This is a genomic window from Streptomyces sp. NPDC058650, assembly GCF_042717315.1.
Classification (GTDB): Bacteria; Actinomycetota; Actinomycetes; order Streptomycetales; family Streptomycetaceae; genus Streptomyces.
On record NZ_JBHXRL010000029.1, the window covers coordinates 76,889 to 93,710 of the forward strand.

The window sequence follows — 16,822 nt, forward strand, 5'->3', positions numbered from 1 at the left end:
ACGGGATGCCGGTGGCCGGCGGCCACCGGACACTCAGGGGTGGGCCGGACCGCCCTCGGGCAGCCAGGCGCGGGGGCCTCCGCACCGCATGCGCAGCAGCAGGGAGAGGCTTCCTGCGAGGCCGGTGGCGTACTCGGCGAGGACGGTCCTGCGGTTCTCGTCGGGCACCAGGAGGCGCCCGTCACGCAGCACGGCCTGGGCGGCAAGGTGCTCGACCAGCAGCTCGGCGGCGGCACCGTGGCTCTCGTCGCCCGTCCGTACGGCGGCGTCGAGCAGGAACTCGGCGTTGCCCGCGAGCCCGTGGCAGGTGGCCGGCGAGTCGGTCACCCGGCCGGCCCGTACCGCGAGGGCCGCGCCGTCCACCAGGTCGCGCAGGACCTTGTCGGACGCGCCGGTGGCCGCCCAGAGCCGGACAAGGAAGGTCCCGACGCCGGACGAGCCGCTGCACCAGTGGCGGGCGAGCTCCGGGGAGTCGGAGAGGTGGCGGGCGCGGTCGACGGGCCAGAGCGCACCGGCGGTGCCACTGCGGGCGGCGGCCACGAGGGTGGCTCCCGCTTCGGTGGCCGCGTCGAGGAAGCGTTCGTTCCCGGTGGCCTCCGCCGCGAGCAGGAGGAAGGTGCCGACCCCGGCCACGCCGTGCGCGAAGCCGTAGTGCCAGGCTCCCGCGAGAGCCGACCCGAAGTCCTCCGGCACCGGCCAGAACACTCCTTCGGGGGTACGCCGAGCCGCGTCCAGGAGCCCGTCCGCGACCTGTGCGGCACGGTCCAGGAACCGCGGATCCCCGGTGGTGCGCCAGAAGCGGAGTTGGGTCAGACCGGAGCCGGCCGCTCCGTGACAGACGTCCGGGTTGGGCCAGCGGACGGGGAGGGCGAGCGCCAGTGCGACGGCGCGGTCCGCCAGAGCGGTGTCGTCCAGCGCCCGCCCGGCGTCGAGCAGGGCCCAGGCCGTACCCGAGCGGCCGAAGTGCAGACCGGGCAGGTTGCCCGGCAGCGCGTCCTGCCGTCCCACCGTCCAGCGGGCGGCGGAGCGGAGGCCCTCGGCGAGCGCCTCGCGGGTCACGGGCGGCGTCGCCACGGTCCCCGGAGCGCTGAACGGCCCGGTCGTGCCGGCGGCCCATTGGTCCAGGGCTCGGGCGAGGAGGGCGACGCCACCCGCCGAGCCGTGCTGCACGGCCACCGGATCACACGTCTCGCCGAAGGAGTCCGAGGCCCACAGCCGTTCGGGATCGTTCGGACGCATCGTGGCCAGAAGGTGCGCGATGCCGTCGTGCAGGAGCCGTGCCCGTGTGGCCTCGGCGTCCGGGTGCTTCTCCTGCGCCGGACCAGGGCGCTGATCCGGATCGACCGCCTTCGCCAGACAGACCGCCCTCGCCGGATCGACCGACCTCGCCGGATCGACCGACCTGGCCTGATTGTCCACTCGCTCCGGCGGCGTCGATTCCCCCTGGCCGCTCGTGAGGAACTCCCGGGCCTGCTCCAGGGTCCAGCGGTCGTCGGGTTCGTCCCGCATCAACCCCCGGATCAACGGCGAGAAGTGGCGTACGAGCGCGTGGTCGCGGGCCAGCAGTTCCACGAGGCACGCCAGGCGCCGCTCGTCCGGCCGGGCCGTGTCCCGCGGCAGGTCCTCGGCGAAGAGCGGATCGGCACCGCTCACGGCGTGCAGGACGGTCGCGCCAAGGGCGTACATGTCGACGGTCGACGGCAACGCGGGTGCCACCTGGTCGACGGTGCGCAGCTCGGGGGCGGTGTAGCCGGGGGTGGCGCCGAGGACCCACCGCTCCCCCTCCCGGGCCGCCATCTCCAGGTCGATCAGGACGAGCCGTCCGTCCGGGGTGACCATGACGTTGTTGGGGTTGAAGTCGTGCAGGGTGACGCCCAGTTCGTGGGCGGTGGCGACGAGCTCGACGAGCTGCCTGACCAGGGAGTCGGCGGTACGGTCGTCGGGGCAGCCGCTGCCGTCCCTGGCCAGTCGCTCGGCGACGGTGCGCCGCAGCGTCGCCCCCGGTACCGATGCGGTGGCCAGGAACACGCTGCCCTGCTGCTCGAACACCTCGACGAGCCCGGGGACACGGTCGGGGCGCGCGCTGCCGAACCGTTCGAGCAGCGCGGCCTCGCGACGCAGCAGGTCCCGGACGTCAAGGCCTTCGAGGCCGGCTCCCACGTGGGGCCGTGCCTGCTTGACGACGACCTGCTCGCCGGTCCGGGTGTCCTCGGCGCGGAACACCCCGCCCTTGTTGGAGTGCTGGATCGCGCCCCGTACCAGGAAGCGGTCGTTCAGGAGGACGGGCTTGGCCGTGGCCGTGCTGCGGGACGGGGCGGCCGGACGGCCGGGGAACGGGTCTCCGGCCCAGGCCGGCGGGGTGAACCAGGCGTTGCGCTCGTCGGCGACCGGCCGGCCCTCGGGGTCGGTGAGGCGGGCGGCGAAGGCGCCGTCGGCCGTCAGCTCACGGACTCCCCTGAACACGCCGTACCGGTAGAAGACCTGGCTGTCGGGCCGGTAGCGCCGGTCGGAGAGGACCGCGGGGCCCGGCAGCCCCTCGGTGGCCCGGTGCAGTTCCTCGGCGAGCAGCCTGAACCGGTCGTCGTCGGCCGGGTACACGGTCAGGAACTTGCCGCCGCCGCCCCGCGCGAAGCGCCCGGACACCAGCGCGGCGATCCTGGCGGGACTCCCCGCGAACTTGAAGGCCGCGCGGTGGGCGACGAGCACCTCGGCGGACCGGGCCAGGACCAGAGGTGCCGAGAGCGGCGTGGCCGGGACGTGGATCTTCCAGCCCTGGGCACGCCCGACGGACTCGCTTGGTACGACATGGCACCAGAACTCACCCTGCTCGACGCTCCAGTCCACCGGCCCGGCTCCTGCCGTGCCCCGCTCGCCGTTCTCCGTCTCCGGTGTGCTCCGTGCGATCACGGCGCGCACGATGTCGGGCAGCAGCGCGAGGTCCGACGGGCTCTCGGCGCGCGACCGCCGGGGCCCGGGGCCGGACGGGGAAGGACTCACAGTGGGTGACGACACTCTCTTCGTCCTCGCCTTTCGCATGGGAACGAGCACTCGACGAACCCTGGACGCCCGCTAGGCGACGGGCCGGACGTAGTCGTCGCCCCAGCTGGTGTCCAGGGGGCTCCCGGCGACCGTCCGCGTCGTCCCCGGTCCGCCGTCAGCCGTGGCGGCGGTGGCGCCGCCGACGAGCAGGACCGTGAGGAGAAGGAGGCAGCGGACGGCAACGGACATGGTGCGGCTCCTGGTTCGGGAGGTGAGCTGGCAGGCGGGAACATCCGCGTCTGGCGGGTTCACGTCGAATGTCGGCCTGATGGGGTTTCCCTCGGCCGGACACCTCCAGTTCATCCCGGCGGGCCCGCTTGGTCCAGCGCCATGACCTGGCAATACCCTGCATGGCACGGAAGTAGCAGGGCCGCATCACGGGGGAAACACGTGACTACTGGGATGGATATGGACGGAATACCTCGTCTGGACGCGAGGGCCGTCGCCGTCTTCGCGTACGTACTGGAGCGCGGCAGCCTCGCGCACCGGACACCCGAGGTGGTTCCGGCTCTTGGGCTGAGCCAGGAGGAGGTGGAGGGGGCCTGCCGCACGCTGGAGCGGCTACGCCTCCTCAGACCGGCTCCCGGCAGGCCCGAGGAACTGATTCCGGTCAGCCCGGACGCCGCGGCGGCGGAAGTGGTCGGCCCGCTGGAGGCGGAGCTCGCGCGGGCCGCCGTGCGGGCCCAGTCGCTCCGCGACGAACTGCACTCCCTGATGCCGCACTACCGCGCCGCACGGCGCGAGCAGGGCCGCCGGGAGGGCTTCGACGTGCTGCCCGACATGGCCTCCGCCTCCGCGATGCTCACCGAGGAATCTGCCCGCTGCCGGGAGGAGGTGTTCAGCATCCAGCCCGGCGGCGGCCGGGCACCGCACCGCCTCGGGGACGCCGTCGAGCGGGATGTGGCGATGCTCGGCCGAGGTGTACGCATGCGCACCCTGTACCAGCACTCGGCACGGGCCAGCCTGTCCACCCAGGGGTACGTGGAGAGGCTCACCGAGGCCGGCGCCGAGTACCGCACCGCCGCCGAACTGCCCGACCGGGCCGTGGTCTTCGACCGGGCCGTGGCCTTTCTGCCCCGGCGCGCCGACGGCGGCACGGGCGAGGGGGCGGTGCTCGTCCGGGACCCGGACGTGGTGGCGTACCTCTGCAGGGTCTTCGAGCAGCACTGGTCCGGGGCGGCCCCGTTCCGGGGCAGCAGCGAGGCCGCCTACAAGGAGGTCGGCCCCAGCCTGCGGCGGGCGCTGGTGGCGCTGCTCGCGGAGGGCGCCAAGGACGAGGTGATCGCCCGGCGCATGGGGATGTCACTACGCACCTGCCGCCGTCACATCGCCGAGCTCATGGAGGAGTTGGGGGCGGCAAGCCGTTTCCAGGGCGGCGCCCTCGCGGAACGCGCCGGTCTCACCGGAGCGGAGGTCACGACGGACGCGTCCGTCCGCTGATCCGCGACCGGGTACGACGCCCAGCGGCTTCGCCGCCCGGAGCCGGCCCCGGGGCCTGGGGCGCTTCCGGGGCCTGGGTCGCCTCCGGGGCCTGGGTCGCCTCCGGGGCCTGGGCATAGACCCCGGGAGGCGACCCTCAGGACACCGAGATCAGGGCGTCATCTCGTACGCGCCCGACAGCGCCTCGACACGCTGCCAGACACGCTCCGACCGCGCCTCGTCGACGACGGGGCGCCGGACGGCGCCGAGCGCCCAGAGCTGCTGCGGCTCGGTCGCCGAGTCCTTGCCGTGCAGCTCGACCGCGTGCGCGGAGAAGTCGCGCACGAGGACGGCGAACAGCTCGTCCAGCACGTCCTCGTCGAGACCGGTCAGGGCGGCCTGCTCCAGGACCAGCTGCCCGTGGACGACGAGGGCGAAGAGCTGGCCGACGGCGAGGAGGAGGTCGAGGTCGCGGCTCTGCTTCTCGTCGGGGGCGGCCTTGAGCACGAACTCGCAGAGGGCGTCGGCCTGTTCGCGGAAGCGCGCCACGTTGGGCAGGTGGGCGTACGCGTCGTAGGCCGCGCGCCAGTCGTGGAAGCGGACCGAGCCGAGGCCGCGGGCCGGTCCCTGGCGGAAGAGGAACGTGTCGTCGGCCGCGTCCAGACGGCTCGGGACGGGCTCGTACGCGACCGGGTCGAGGAGGTGGTTGCGCATGAACTTCAGAATCAGCGCCAGGTTGACGTGGACCGTGCCCTCCAGCTTCGGCAGACCGCGGATCTCCACGGCCGCCTGGGCGAAGTAGTTGTCCTTCTCGAAGCCCTTGGCGGCGATGACGTCCCACATCAGGTCGATGACCTTCTCGCCCTCCGTGGTCACCTTCATCTTCGTCATCGGGTTGAAGAGGAGGTAGCGGCGGTCGTCGGGACCCGCGGTGCGGAAGTAGTCGACGGCGCGGTCGCTGAACAGCTTCATGCCGACGAGCCGGACGTACGCGTCGGTCAACTCGCGCCGCACGTGCGGGAAGGCGGTGACCGGCCGGCCGTACAGCATGCGGTTCTGCGCGTGCGTGACGGCCTCGTACATCGCGTGCTCGCAGATGCCGATCGAGGCGGTGCACAGGTTGAACTTGCCGACGTTGACGGTGTTGAGCGCTGCGTCGAACGCGGCGCGACCGGTGTGCAGGACGTCCTCGGCGGCGACCGGGTACTCCTCCAGCCGGAACTCGCTGACGTACTTCGAGGAGTCGACGACGTTCTTGACGAGGTGGTACGCCGGGTGGCGGCTGTCGGCGGCGAAGAAGACGTAGGCGTCGGGGCCCTCGACGTCGGTCCGGCGGCCGAAGACGGAGACGAGCCCGGCCGCGTTGCCGTTGCCGATGTAGTACTTGGAGCCGGTGGCGCGGAAGCCGCCCTGGCCGTCCGACTCCAGGAGCATGTCGGTGGAGTAGATGTCGGCGCCGTGGGACTTCTCGGAGAGCCCGAAGGCGAACACCTCGCCCTGGGAGAGGAGTTCGGCGGCGCGGTCCCGGGCGGCGGCGTTGTCGCTCTGCCAGACCGGGCCGAGACCGAGGATGGTGACCTGCCAGGCGTACCAGTAGTCGAGGCCGTAGAAGCCGAGGATCTCGTTGAGGGCGGCGATGCGGGCGGTGTCCCAGCGCTTGTCGCCCTCCTGCTCACCGGCGGCGGAGGACGGCGTCAGGAAGGTCGCGAAGAGCCCTTCCTCGGCGGCGAAGGCGAGGAAGTCGCCGAGCCAGGCCCGGGTGCGGTAGTCCTCGATGATCCGGCGCTTGCCGCGCGCCTCGAACCAGTCGACGGTGGCGCGCAGGAGCCGGCGGGTCTCCGGGTCGAAGTGCGCGGGGTCGTAGGTGTGCGGGTTGAACAGCAGCGGGTCGGCCATGACGTCCGCCTTTCCGGCTCGGGATGAGGGTGGTGGTACTGGGTGTGGGGGTGCTGGGTGTGGTCGTACAAGGGAGGTCGTACGGACCGGGTCGTACGGCTCGGTTCACTGCCCTGCGTGGAACCGGCCGAGCGTGGCGAGGACGTCGTCGAGCCAGGCGATCATCATCCGCTCGTAGGCGATGCCGCCGCGCAGCACGACGTGCTGGAGCTCCCGCTCGGGGTCGAGCGGACCGCTCTCCGGCGGCTCCCCGAAGTCCCGCGCCTCGCCCGCGAGGTAGTGGGCAACCCGCTCCGTGTGGGCCTGCCGGTGTCGCTGGACCTCGCTGATCAGCGCGGCCGGATCGTCGAAGGCGGCACCCCGGATCTTCACCGCGAGGTCGTGCCGCACGCTCTCGGGCTCGATGGGTTCGTGCAGCCACGTGGACAGCGCGTCCCGTCCGGGCGCGGCGACGGAGTACTCCTTCTTGTCCGGGCGCCCCTGCTGCGGCACGTCCCGGACGTCCACCCAGCCGTCGCTCTCCATGCGCTTGAGCACGCGGTAGATCTGCTGGTGGGTGGCGGTCCAGAAGTATCCGATGGACCGCTCGAAGCGCCGGGCCAGCTCGTAGCCGGACCCGGGCTTCTCGAGCAGGGACACGAGGATCGCGTGGTCGAGCGCCATGCGCCCGATCTTGCTATGCAACGAGTTGCATAGCAAGACTGACAGGGTCCGCTGAGACGCGGCTCACCCCCGGCCCCGCGCGAAGGAGCGCGAAAGCGCGTCCTCGTTCTTACGGCGTTCAACGAGAGGCCGCCTCGTCGCCCGTGCCAGGGGCGGTGCCCCGTACCCCTCGCCGCCGTGACCGAGGCACGTCCGCGGCCCTGCCGGGTCCTACGCCAGGTCGGCCCCGGCGGGGTCGTCGTCGAGGAAGCCGCCCGACTGGTGCTGCCACAGCTTCGCGTACGCACCCTCAGCGGCGAGCAGCTCGTGATGCGTGCCCTGCTCGGCGATACGTCCGCGGTCGAGGACGACGAGCCGATCCATGGTGGCGACCGTGCTCAGCCGGTGGGCCACCACGAGCGCGGTCCGCCCGTCCATGAGGCGCCAGAGCGCGTCCTGGACCAGGACCTCGCTCTCGGAGTCCAGGGCGCTGGTCGCCTCGTCGAGCAGCAGGATGGGCGCGTCGCGCAGGATCGCCCGCGCCAGGGCGACCCTCTGGCGCTGGCCGCCGGACAGCTTCACCCCGCGCTCGCCCACCATCGTGTCGAAGCCGTCGGGAAGCGCATGGACGAACTCCGTGACGTGCGCCGCCTCGGCCGCACGACGGATCTCGGCGTCTGTTGCGTCCGGCCGGGCGAACGCGATGTTCTCCCGCAGGGTGCGGTGGAACATCGCCGGGTCCTGCGGCACGTAGGCGATCAGGCTGCGCAGTTCGGCCTGCCGCAGCCTGCTGATGTCCTGTCCGCCGATCGTGATCCGGCCGCCGTCGATGTCCGTCATCCGCAGCAGCAACCGGGTCAGCGTCGTCTTGCCGCCGCCGGACCTGCCGACGAAACCGACCTTCGCCCCGCTCGGCACGGCCAGGTCGAGGCCCTCGAAGAGCGGCTTCGCGCCCGCGTGGGCGAAGTCGACCTTCTCGAAGCGCACATCGGCGCCCTCGACGAGGAGCGGCTCCGGCACGGCCGGGTCCGTTACGGTCGGCGGGGTCAGCAGCAGTTCGGTGAACTGCGCGGCCTCGGTCATCGAGCTTTCCAGGCGGCGGTAGATCTGGTTGAACTCGAACATGATCCGGGTGGCGTTGGAGTAGTAGGTGAAGGCGACGACGACCGCCTCGACGCCGTGCTCCCCCGCCCCTAGCGAGAGGGCGAGCAGCAGCCCGATGACGTTGGTCAGTACGGACATCGGTGCGACCAGGGTGTCGATGCGCAGGTTGCCGTAGTCCCACGAACGCAGGCTGAGCCGCCGCGATTCGGCGACGCGGGAGCGGTGTTCGGCGGCCTCGCGGTGTTCGGCGGCGAAGGACCGGACGGTGTCCATGTTCATCAGGGAGTCGGCGACGTGGCCGGAGACCCGGGCGATGGCCTCCTCGCGCTGGTCGACGAGTGCCTGCCGACGACGGATCAGGGGCAGTACGCCCAGGGCTGTCACGGCGATCATCACCAGGAGCCCGACGACGAGCAGGGGTTCGTACGTCCACAGCACCACCGACGCGAACACGAGGGGGACCAGCTTGCCCATGACCGAGAAGGTGAGGGTGTCGACGAACTCCTCGAAGCGGGAGGCGAAACTGAGGACCCGCTTGGTCAGCGAGCCGGCAAAGTTGTCGTGGAAGAAGGCGGCGTCCTTGGCGAACAGCTCGTCCATGCCGATGACGTACAGGTGCTCGATGCCGAGGGCGTCGAGGCGGTTCAGGCAGTGCAGTCCGACGCGCCACAGCGTCTCGGCGAGCAGCAGCACGCCGGCGAAGCCGAGGACGTAGGGCAGCATCGGGGCGATGCCGCCGTCGGCGCCCCCCGCGATGCGGCCGACGAGCTTCGCGACGACGAGCGGCGCGATGTAGAAGATGCCGATGTTGCCCAGCGCCGGAAGCAGCATCGTGGGCACTGTCAGCCGCTTGAGCCGGACCAACTCCCGTCCGTAGTAACGAAGTGCGAGGAGCGTGGGGCTCCTACCTGGCGAACTCTTGCGCGATTCAGGCGTTCCCATCCCAACCCTACTTTGTCGGATCGAACTGGACAGGGTTGGCAGTGTTCCGCGCGGGCACTCGCGCCGTCCAAGGGTTTTCCCCGATCGGCCGTCCAACGGATTTCCCGATCGATCGACAGGCAGTCAGAGCCTGAAGTCATGGCGCGCCAGGCCGCCATCCCGGCCCGCCGGACGCGCGCGGGCAGGCCGTCGGTGTACTCGTCTCCACCTGATCCCCAGTCCTCGCACCTTGGTGATGTCGAACATGAGGGGTCCTTTCGGAGCGGTCGGTACCGCGCCGTCCGCGTTTCGCGGCTCGGCACACCCGAAAACTACGAGCGGCCCGGCCGGCCGACGTCTCTCCCCGTGCCCAGGAGTTGGCACGACAGCGCACTACCCTCGCGAGGATGGAAGGCTTGTTCGGGACGTGCGCCGGATTCGGCGGCGCTCAGCCGGACGCTTCGAGACGGCTGCGGCAGGCGATGGCGATGGCTTCGGCGACGGGCATGTCGGGCCGCCAGGTGGGATTGCAGTTCACCTCGCACACGGTGAAGGAACCGTCTGCTTCGAAGAGGAGATCGACGCCGGCGACGCCGAGGCCGATGGCGTCCGCCGCTTCGACGGCCAGCGCCTCCGCGTCCGGATACCGGCCCGTGCAGACGGTGTGGGTCCCGCCCTGCGCCAGGTTGGAGACCAGGCGGTCGTCGCCGGCTGTGCGCACGGCGGCGGCCACGGGCATGCGGTCGACCACGATGACGCGCAGGTCCCGGCCGTGGGAGTGGGCGACGTACCGCTGAAGGAGATAGGGGTGCCGGTCGTCCAGACTGCCGGCCACACCTCGCAGCGCCTTGTCGTCGGCGGCGAGGAAGACCCGTCGGCCGCGGTGGCCGCGCACGGCCTTGACCACGCACGGCTGCGGCACACCGATGTCGAGTACGTCCTCCAACGGTGCGTCGGTGTGAGTGCGGGTGTCGGGGACGGGGATGCCCGCGGCAGTGAGCTGTTGCAGGTGCCAGAACTTGTTCACCGACGCCAGAACCGCCTCGGCTGGGTTGATCAGCTGCGTGCCCATTGCGGCCAGGTGTCGCAGCAGGGTGACTTCTCTGTCGGGTGACAGTCGAGGCGTCGACAGGCGGGCGTAGGCCACAGCGGGCGCGGGGACGGGTCGCCCGCTGGTGTCGGCGAGTGTGAGCCGTCCGCCTTCCACGCCGAGTACCAGCCGACTGCTGTGGACCACCGCGGCCTGGTGCCCGAGCTCCGCGGCAAAGGAGGCCATGAGTGACGACGTGACCGGACCCGGCTTACTGCCGGCAGCACCGTCCGCGCCCCGTCTGAGCCCAGGACACAGCAGCAGCCAAGCACGTGCTTCGTTCAGCGACGACATGCCCGTCCCTTCGCTCACCGGTGCGCTCCGCCTGCCGGTTACGGCAGATGACAGGGCGAGGGTCCGCCAGCTTCCGGCGTGGCGCGGGATGCGTCGAAGCCGCGCGCCACGAGCGATCCGGCGCCCGGCCGACTGAGGAACTCCCCCTGTCTGTAGGCTACTTCGTCTCCACCCACAGCACGGCGCCGAACCGGTCCACGGCTTCGTCACGGCCATGCCTGTCCGGCGGAGTGCGTGCGACTGGCCAGCACCAGGAGTACGGCGTCGACTCCGGCCGTGACCAGGACGGCCAAGAACGGCAGGCGGCCTTCCAGGAGAGCGGTCGGTCCGGCCACCGACACAAGGCACAGCGCCAGGGTCACCGCGATCAGGACTCCTCCGCTGGGGGTGATGGACCCCGTCGGCCCCACCGTCACCACCACGCAGGACGCGAACGTCAGAATGGCGGCCCATGTGATCGATCCGCGCCTGCCCAGTCGCTGCGGAAGCCCCCGCACACCCCCCGCAAGGTCGTCCTCGATGTCCGGGAGGACGTTGGCGAAGTGCGCACCGGTGGCCAGGAGGCCCGCCGCGGCGATGAGCCACGGAGGCGGCCACGGGCTGCCCGGGAGTGCGAACGTCAGGAACGCCGGAAGCAGCCCGAAGGCCACGGCGTACGGCAGCCACGAGAGGACCGTGCGTTTCAGCCACAGGTTGTAGGCCCATGCGGCGGCGACGCAGCCGAGGTGGACCGCGCCGGCCCGGAGCCCGCAAGCAAGCGACAGCGGGATGCAGGCGAGCAGGGCCACCAGCGCCGCCGCACCCACGGTCCCGGGCCGCAGCGTCCCCACGGCAAGCGGCTTGTCCTGCCGGCCTGCGGCCCTGTCACGCCGCACATCGATGCGGTCGTTGCACCAGCCGATGGACAGCTGGCCCGCGGCGACCGCTGCCATCGCCTTGGCCCCGGCAGCGGGGCCCAACCCCACGGCGGCGGCCAGCAGCGCGCTCAGGGCCGTGACCGCCACCGCCGGCACAGGGTGGGCAGTCCTCAGAAGAGCGACGAGGACGGACCGCTCGCCGTATCGCTGACCGGCCGGGCCGACCAGGCCGTTGGTTCCTTCATCAGTCGTGGCGTGCACCACCGACACGCTAGGCCACGGCGCGCCCGTGAAGGCCGGGTTCAGGGTGTCGCCGTCTCCCTGTCCCTATGTTGGAGCAATGACTCGTGTACTCGCGGTGAGTACGGCATTCCCGCCACACCGCTACAGGCAGCAAGAGATCACCGACGACCTCGTCTCCAGCCTGCCGCCCGGGGCCGACAGCGGCCTCCTGCGCCGGCTGCATGCCGGGGCACAGGTGGACACGCGTCATCTCGCCCTGCCCCTCGACCGCTACCGGGCGCTCGGCACGTTCGGCGAGACCAACCGACTCTTCGTCGAACTGGCCACGGATCTGGCCGTCGAAGCGGCCCAGCGGGCCCTCGGCGACGCGGGGGTGCGCCCCGAGGAGATCGACCTGGTCGTCTCGACGACCGTGACCGGGATCGCGACCCCCTCCCTGGAGGCCCGCGTCGCCACACGGATCGGTCTGCGGCCCGACGTCACGCGCCTGCCTCTGTTCGGTCTCGGGTGTGCCGGAGGCGCCGCCGGACTGGCCCGCGCGCGCGACCATCTCAGCGTCCGGCCCGACAGCGTGGCGCTCCTCCTGTCCACCGAACTGTGCTCGCTCACTTTGCAGCGCGGAGACATGTCGATGGCGAACCTGGTGGCGGGAAGCCTGTTCGGGGACGGAGCCGCCGCGCTCGTGGCCGCGCACAGCGACCGTGCGTCCACCACGACGGGCGGGACGGCAGCCTCCGGGCCCACGGTCGTGGCCACCCGCAGCCGTCTGTACCCGGGGACGGAGGACATGCTGGGCTGGGACGTCGGCGAGTGGGGGTTCCGCATGGTGCTGGGGCCGGAACTCCCCGAACTGGTCCGGCTGCACGTGACCGAGGAGGTCGAGTCCTTCCTCGCCGAGCACGACCTCAAGCCCATGGACGTCACGGCGTGGATCTGCCACCCGGGCGGCCCCCGGATCCTCGACGTGCTCGCCGAGGAGCTCGGTCTGCCGGACTCGGCCCTAGCCGCGAGCCGTCGCGCCCTGGCAGCCACGGGGAACGTGTCCTCCGTCTCCGTACTGCAGATTCTGAGCGATACGCAGACGGCACCGCCGTCGGCGGGTACCACCGGCCTGATGATCGCCCTCGGACCCGGCTTCTCGTCCGAACTCGTCCTGCTGGCCTGGTGAGAACGCCGTGACGCCGTACACCGTACTGATTCTCCTGGTCGTCGCCGAGCGCTTCGCCGAACTCGCCGTGGCTCGCCGGAACGGCGCCTGGAGCCTGGCCCGCGGCGGCCTCGAGCACGGCGCCGGGCACTACCCGACCATGGTCGCCCTCCACGCCGCGCTCCTCCTCGGCTGCCTCGTCGAACCCTGGGCGGCCGACCGGCCCTTCCTGCCCGTGCTCGGCTGGCCCGCCCTCGCGCTCACGCTGGCCGCCCAAGGGCTGCGCTGGTGGTGCATCAGCACTCTCGGCCCCCGCTGGCACACCCGCGTTCTGATCGTCCCCGACCTTCCGCTGGTCTCCTCCGGCCCGTACCGGTACCTGCGGCACCCCAACTATCTGGCCGTGGTCGTCGAGGGCCTGGCGCTCCCCCTGGTACACACCGCCTGGCTCACCGCCCTGTGCTTCACACTCCTCAACGCGGCTCTGCTGACCGTACGCATCCGCTGCGAGAACACCGCGCTGGCGCCGTCACGCACCCTCTCCGCCTCCGGTACGGCGCCGTGATCGACCTCCTCATCGTCGGAGGGGGGCCGGCGGGACTGGCCACGGCGATCCACGCGGCGCGGCGCGGGCTCGACGTGGTGGTCGCCGAGCCGCGCCCCGCACCTGTCGACAAGGCGTGCGGTGAGGGATTGATGCCCGCGGCGGTACGGGCTCTCAAGGCGCTCGACGTGAGCGTGCCCGGACAGGCCCTGCGGGGTATCGGCTACGTCGACGCCGCCGACGGCCGGCGCGCCGAAGCCGTGTTCCGCACTGGGTACGGCCTCGGCACCCGCCGAACGCTGCTGCACGAGGCCCTCACCGCCCGGGCGGCCCAGCTGGGTGTCCCGGTCGTCCCGCACCGCATTCGCCGGGTGAGCCAGCACGACGCGTACGTCACCGCGGACGGGATGGCCGCCCGCTATCTCGTGGCGGCGGACGGCCTGCACTCCCCCACCCGCCGGATGCTCGGCCTGACCGTGCGGCCGGATGTCCGGCGGCACACGCCGAGGTACGGACTGCGGCGCCATTACGCCGTCGAACCGTGGAACGACCTGGTGGAGGTCCACTGGTCCGCCGAGTGCGAGGCGTACGTCACGCCCCTGGGGCCGCGGCAGATCGGTGTCGCGATCCTCACCTGCCAACACGCCCCCTACGAATCCCAGTTGGCCCACTTCCCCCTCCTGGCCTCCCGCCTCCACAAGGCCGACAAGACCCCGGTCAGGGGCGCCGGACCGCTGCGCCAGCAAGCCCGTTCCCGGGTGGCCGGCCGCGTGCTGTTCGTAGGTGACGCGGCCGGTTACGTCGACGCGCTGACGGGTGAGGGGCTCACCCTCGCTCTGGCATCGGCGGACGCGTTGGTGCGCTGCCTGCACGCCAACCGTCCACAGGCGTACGAACGCGCGTGGCATCGCTTGTCCCGCACCTACCGTCTCCTGACGACGTCCCTCCTCTGGGCCCGGAACCAGCCCGGGCTGGCCCCCCTGATCACGCCGACGGCCGCCAGGTTCCCCGGCCTGTTCCAGCACGCCGTGAACCTGCTCGCCTGACGGGCGTCCGGGCCATGGCCGCGTCGTCGGTCACGTCGGTCACGTCGGTCACCCGGCACACCGCCTCGTGACGCAACGAGGCGGCCACCTCCTCCAGAGGCGCCCCTTCCAGGCCCCAGCGGGGCGAGCCTCGCACCCCGGTCGTCCGACGCACGGGACAGAGCCGCTCCCCGTCCCCGCGCGGCTCCCGTCACCGCCACTGTGCGGCCCTGCAGGGGCCGGGTGCGCGTACGCATCCTCACGGCTGCCTCCGTCCATCCGCGTACCGTCCGTCGGTCGACCGCGCTACCGCCCAGGACCTTGGTCCGCTCCCCCTCGTTCCAGGACTTGCCGGCCACGGCGTCACGAGCGACTGCGACCGAGGAGTGGCGGACGTGGGCGCCGGCAGGCCCCGGCGGAATGTGCGCGCTCGAAACGCGTGAGATGCGGCGCGATCGGGGCACGCGCACCATGACCGTGACGCCATCCGTCGAGGGAGGTCGCCGTGCCCCAGGGTCCGCGGTACCGACCGGTTCGCCCTGCCAGGGCCCTGCCGAGCGGGTTCGCCGCGTCCAAACCGTCCCGGTAGGAGGAGCATCCTCATGGCCGTCCGTCATCAGCTGATCCACAGTCCCCCGCATGCCGTATGGGCCGTTCTCGCCGATCCGACCCGCTACGGCGAGTGGGTCGTGGGCCCGTCCGAGTCCACGCCACTCGACCAGTCCTGGCCGGATGTCGGCTCCCGGCTCCGCTACACCGTCCGCCTCGGCCCCTGGTCGACCGACGGAACCACCACGGTCCGGCACACCGTTTCCGGCCGGGAGCTTGAGCTGGAGGCGGCCTTCAAGGCCCTCGGCACGGCGAGGATCTTCCTCCAGCTCAGACCGTGGGGAGAGGAGACTTTGGTCGTGTGCGACGAGCACCCGCTGCGGGGTCTGGGCGGGACCCTGCACAACTCCGTCAGCGAAGTAGCCATCCAGCTACGGCACCGTGGCATGCTGGCCCGCCTGGCCAAGGTCGTGGAGCAGGACCGCTCCGAGAGCCGGCATGCCTGACGCGGTGGTGATCGGCGCGGGGCTGAGCGGGCTGGTGGCGGCGAATCTGCTGGTCGACGCAGAGTAGACGGTGGAGGCGCAGGAGGAGCCCGGAGAGGCCGTCCGCAGCGACCGCGGGGTCCACCCGGACGACATCTCGGACGTCCTCCGCGCCTTCTACCCGCTCGCGGCGGCCTCCCCGGTCCTCGCCCGCTTCGATCCGGCCGCCGAGGGCCTGCGCTGGGGCCACGCCCCGCGCGTGCCGGCGCACCCCCTGCTGGACGGCCGGTGCGCGGTCCTCGAACGCCGGGTGCAGGACACCTCGGCCGGGCTGGCGGAGTTCGCGACCGCCGACGCCGACGCCTGGGAAAGCTCGTACCGGACATGGCGCCGGATCGGGCCGGACCTCGTGCAGGCCCTGTTCACGCCCCTTCCCGCCGGTCCGCGCCGGGCTCCGCCTGGGCCGCGAAACTCCGCGCCTCGGGCGGGCTCCGCCTGGCGCGGAACCTGACCCTGCCCGCGCGGCTCCTGGGCGAGGAGGAGTTCGCGGGGGCGGGCGGGCGGCTCCTGCTGACCGGGACCGCCCTGTACGCCGACCGCACCCCGGAGGCGGCGGGCAGCGGCGGCTTCGGCCGGCTGATGACGATGCTGGTCCAGAGCCACGGCTTCCCCGTCCCCGCCGGGGGGGTCCAGCGCGCTGACCGCCGCGCTGGTGAGCCGCTTCCGGCGCCGCGGAGGTGTCCTGCGCTGCGGGGAGCGCGTCGCGTCAGTCGTGGTACGAGGGGGCACGGCGGTCGGGGTCAGGACCGCGAGCGGTGAGACGGTCGACACGCGCCGTGCCGTACTGGCTGACACCTCGGCCCCGTCCCTGTACCGCGACCTCGTCGGCGAAGAACACGTCCTGCCCCGCCTCATACGGGATCTGGAGCGCTTCCGGACGCTGATCCGCGTCCGCCGCATCCTGGCCCCGGCCACTCTCCAGGCCCTGGACGAGAATCTTCACAACGGCGCCATCGACAACGGAACCACCGCCCTGCACCAGCAGGCGATCTTCCGTCCGACGCCCGGCACAGGCCGTCCCGAGACCCCCGGCAAGTGCCTCTACCTGGCGTCCGCGGCCGCCCCACCCCCGCGGCGGTTGTCCATGGCGCGCCGGGCGCGAACGCCGCCCGCGCGGCGCCCGCGACGCCAAGGCCGGTGCAACGGAGCCCGGCGGACCGGGCCCCCGCGTCCTGCTGCTGGTCTCGGAGGCGTCACGGCAAGGCGATCGGCGGTTGGGGGCGACGCTTCCCTGACACTCGAGGCCGCGGGCATCGGAGCGGACGAACCGGGCATCGTACTGGGCGGCACCCGTCGGCGCGATCCTCAAGCAGATCACGAAGCCCCTGGGCGGACACCGCGCCTGGGACCGGTTCCCCACCACGCTCTGACGGGTGAGGATCAGACTCGTGACAGGGGTGTGGGGGGGGGGGGGGGCGGGGGGGGGGGGGCCCCCCCCCCCCCCCCCCCCGGGGGGGGGGCCGGGGGCCGCGCCCCCCCCCCGCCGGCGGGGCGCAGTGCGCACCAC

Annotated in this window: 12 protein-coding genes and 1 pseudogene; 6 read left to right on the top strand and 7 right to left on the bottom strand. The window is 72.2% G+C overall.

The genetic code is table 11. The features are described from left to right. Nucleotides 1-33 precede the first annotated feature (33 nt). Together lanL and ACFWWU_RS34540 are read right to left on the bottom strand one after the other, a co-directional pair. Nucleotides 34-2,907, bottom strand: coding sequence for a class IV lanthionine synthetase LanL (lanL, locus tag ACFWWU_RS34535; RefSeq protein ID WP_384152190.1), 2,874 nt, complete (start codon nucleotides 2,905-2,907; stop codon nucleotides 34-36). A 162-nt stretch (nucleotides 2,908-3,069) separates the two neighbouring features. Next, a complete protein-coding gene (locus ACFWWU_RS34540; RefSeq protein ID WP_384152193.1) occupies nucleotides 3,070-3,228 on the bottom strand; it encodes a hypothetical protein in 159 nt (52 codons plus the stop codon). A 219-nt stretch (nucleotides 3,229-3,447) separates the two neighbouring features. On the opposite strand from ACFWWU_RS34540, the gene ACFWWU_RS34545 reads away from it, so the two are divergent. Continuing rightward, complete coding sequence (locus tag ACFWWU_RS34545; protein ID WP_384152195.1) at nucleotides 3,448-4,479, top strand: hypothetical protein; 1,032 nt, start codon at nucleotides 3,448-3,450, stop codon at nucleotides 4,477-4,479. Between the two features lie 150 nt (nucleotides 4,480-4,629). Here ACFWWU_RS34545 and ACFWWU_RS34550 read toward each other — a convergent pair whose 3' ends face one another. The 5 genes from ACFWWU_RS34550 to ACFWWU_RS34570 form a co-directional block, all read right to left on the bottom strand. Then, the gene (locus tag ACFWWU_RS34550; RefSeq protein WP_384152198.1) at nucleotides 4,630-6,354 is read right to left on the bottom strand and encodes an acyl-CoA dehydrogenase family protein; all 1,725 of its coding nucleotides are present in this window, start codon (nucleotides 6,352-6,354) and stop codon (nucleotides 4,630-4,632) included. Nucleotides 6,355-6,459: 105 nt separating this feature from the next. Further along, nucleotides 6,460-7,017, bottom strand: a complete 558-nt coding sequence (locus ACFWWU_RS34555) for a PadR family transcriptional regulator (RefSeq protein WP_384152201.1) — start codon at nucleotides 7,015-7,017, stop codon at nucleotides 6,460-6,462. Between the two features lie 210 nt (nucleotides 7,018-7,227). Then, nucleotides 7,228-9,042 (bottom strand): ABC transporter ATP-binding protein, encoded by a 1,815-nt coding sequence (locus ACFWWU_RS34560; RefSeq protein WP_384152204.1) that lies wholly within the window; start codon nucleotides 9,040-9,042, stop codon nucleotides 7,228-7,230. A gap of 427 nt (nucleotides 9,043-9,469) precedes the next feature. Further along, the gene (locus tag ACFWWU_RS34565) at nucleotides 9,470-10,297 is read right to left on the bottom strand and encodes a RimK family alpha-L-glutamate ligase (RefSeq protein WP_384152207.1); all 828 of its coding nucleotides are present in this window, start codon (nucleotides 10,295-10,297) and stop codon (nucleotides 9,470-9,472) included. A 314-nt stretch (nucleotides 10,298-10,611) separates the two neighbouring features. Beyond that, nucleotides 10,612-11,523 (bottom strand): UbiA family prenyltransferase, encoded by a 912-nt coding sequence (locus ACFWWU_RS34570; RefSeq protein WP_384152210.1) that lies wholly within the window; start codon nucleotides 11,521-11,523, stop codon nucleotides 10,612-10,614. Nucleotides 11,524-11,602: 79 nt separating this feature from the next. On the opposite strand from ACFWWU_RS34570, the gene ACFWWU_RS34575 reads away from it, so the two are divergent. The 5 genes and pseudogenes from ACFWWU_RS34575 to ACFWWU_RS34595 form a co-directional block, all read left to right on the top strand. Beyond that, nucleotides 11,603-12,673 carry a type III polyketide synthase gene (locus tag ACFWWU_RS34575; protein ID WP_384152214.1) on the top strand — a complete coding sequence of 357 codons (1,071 nt, stop codon included), beginning with the start codon at nucleotides 11,603-11,605 and terminating at the stop codon, nucleotides 12,671-12,673. 7 nt (nucleotides 12,674-12,680) lie between these two features. Then, on the top strand, nucleotides 12,681-13,217 hold the full coding sequence (locus tag ACFWWU_RS34580; RefSeq protein WP_384152217.1) for an isoprenylcysteine carboxyl methyltransferase family protein: 537 nt from the start codon (nucleotides 12,681-12,683) through the stop codon (nucleotides 13,215-13,217). Beyond that, nucleotides 13,214-14,242, top strand: coding sequence for an NAD(P)/FAD-dependent oxidoreductase (locus tag ACFWWU_RS34585; RefSeq protein WP_384152220.1), 1,029 nt, complete (start codon nucleotides 13,214-13,216; stop codon nucleotides 14,240-14,242). The genes ACFWWU_RS34580 and ACFWWU_RS34585 overlap by 4 nt, the downstream gene beginning before the upstream one ends. Nucleotides 14,243-14,823: 581 nt before the next feature. Beyond that, on the top strand, nucleotides 14,824-15,276 hold the full coding sequence (locus ACFWWU_RS34590; protein ID WP_384152223.1) for an SRPBCC family protein: 453 nt from the start codon (nucleotides 14,824-14,826) through the stop codon (nucleotides 15,274-15,276). After that, nucleotides 15,269-16,434, top strand: a pseudogene (locus ACFWWU_RS34595) (phytoene desaturase family protein); the annotation flags it as partial. The gene ACFWWU_RS34590 and the pseudogene ACFWWU_RS34595, both read left to right, overlap by 8 nt. Nucleotides 16,435-16,822 lie beyond the last annotated feature (388 nt).

What these genes read in the sequence shown, in the direction of transcription:
- ACFWWU_RS34540 (WP_384152193.1), bottom strand. Translation starts at nt 3,228, where the DNA reads ATGTCCGTTGCCGTCCGCTGCCTCCTTCTCCTCACGGTCCTGCTCGTC.
- ACFWWU_RS34545 (WP_384152195.1), top strand. Translation starts at nt 3,448, where the DNA reads ATGGACGGAATACCTCGTCTGGACGCGAGGGCCGTCGCCGTCTTCGCG.
- ACFWWU_RS34550 (WP_384152198.1), bottom strand. Translation starts at nt 6,354, where the DNA reads ATGGCCGACCCGCTGCTGTTCAACCCGCACACCTACGACCCCGCGCAC.
- ACFWWU_RS34555 (WP_384152201.1), bottom strand. Translation starts at nt 7,017, where the DNA reads ATGGCGCTCGACCACGCGATCCTCGTGTCCCTGCTCGAGAAGCCCGGG.
- ACFWWU_RS34560 (WP_384152204.1), bottom strand. Translation starts at nt 9,042, where the DNA reads ATGGGAACGCCTGAATCGCGCAAGAGTTCGCCAGGTAGGAGCCCCACG.
- ACFWWU_RS34565 (WP_384152207.1), bottom strand. Translation starts at nt 10,297, where the DNA reads ATGGCCTCCTTTGCCGCGGAGCTCGGGCACCAGGCCGCGGTGGTCCAC.
- ACFWWU_RS34575 (WP_384152214.1), top strand. Translation starts at nt 11,603, where the DNA reads ATGACTCGTGTACTCGCGGTGAGTACGGCATTCCCGCCACACCGCTAC.
- ACFWWU_RS34590 (WP_384152223.1), top strand. Translation starts at nt 14,824, where the DNA reads ATGGCCGTCCGTCATCAGCTGATCCACAGTCCCCCGCATGCCGTATGG.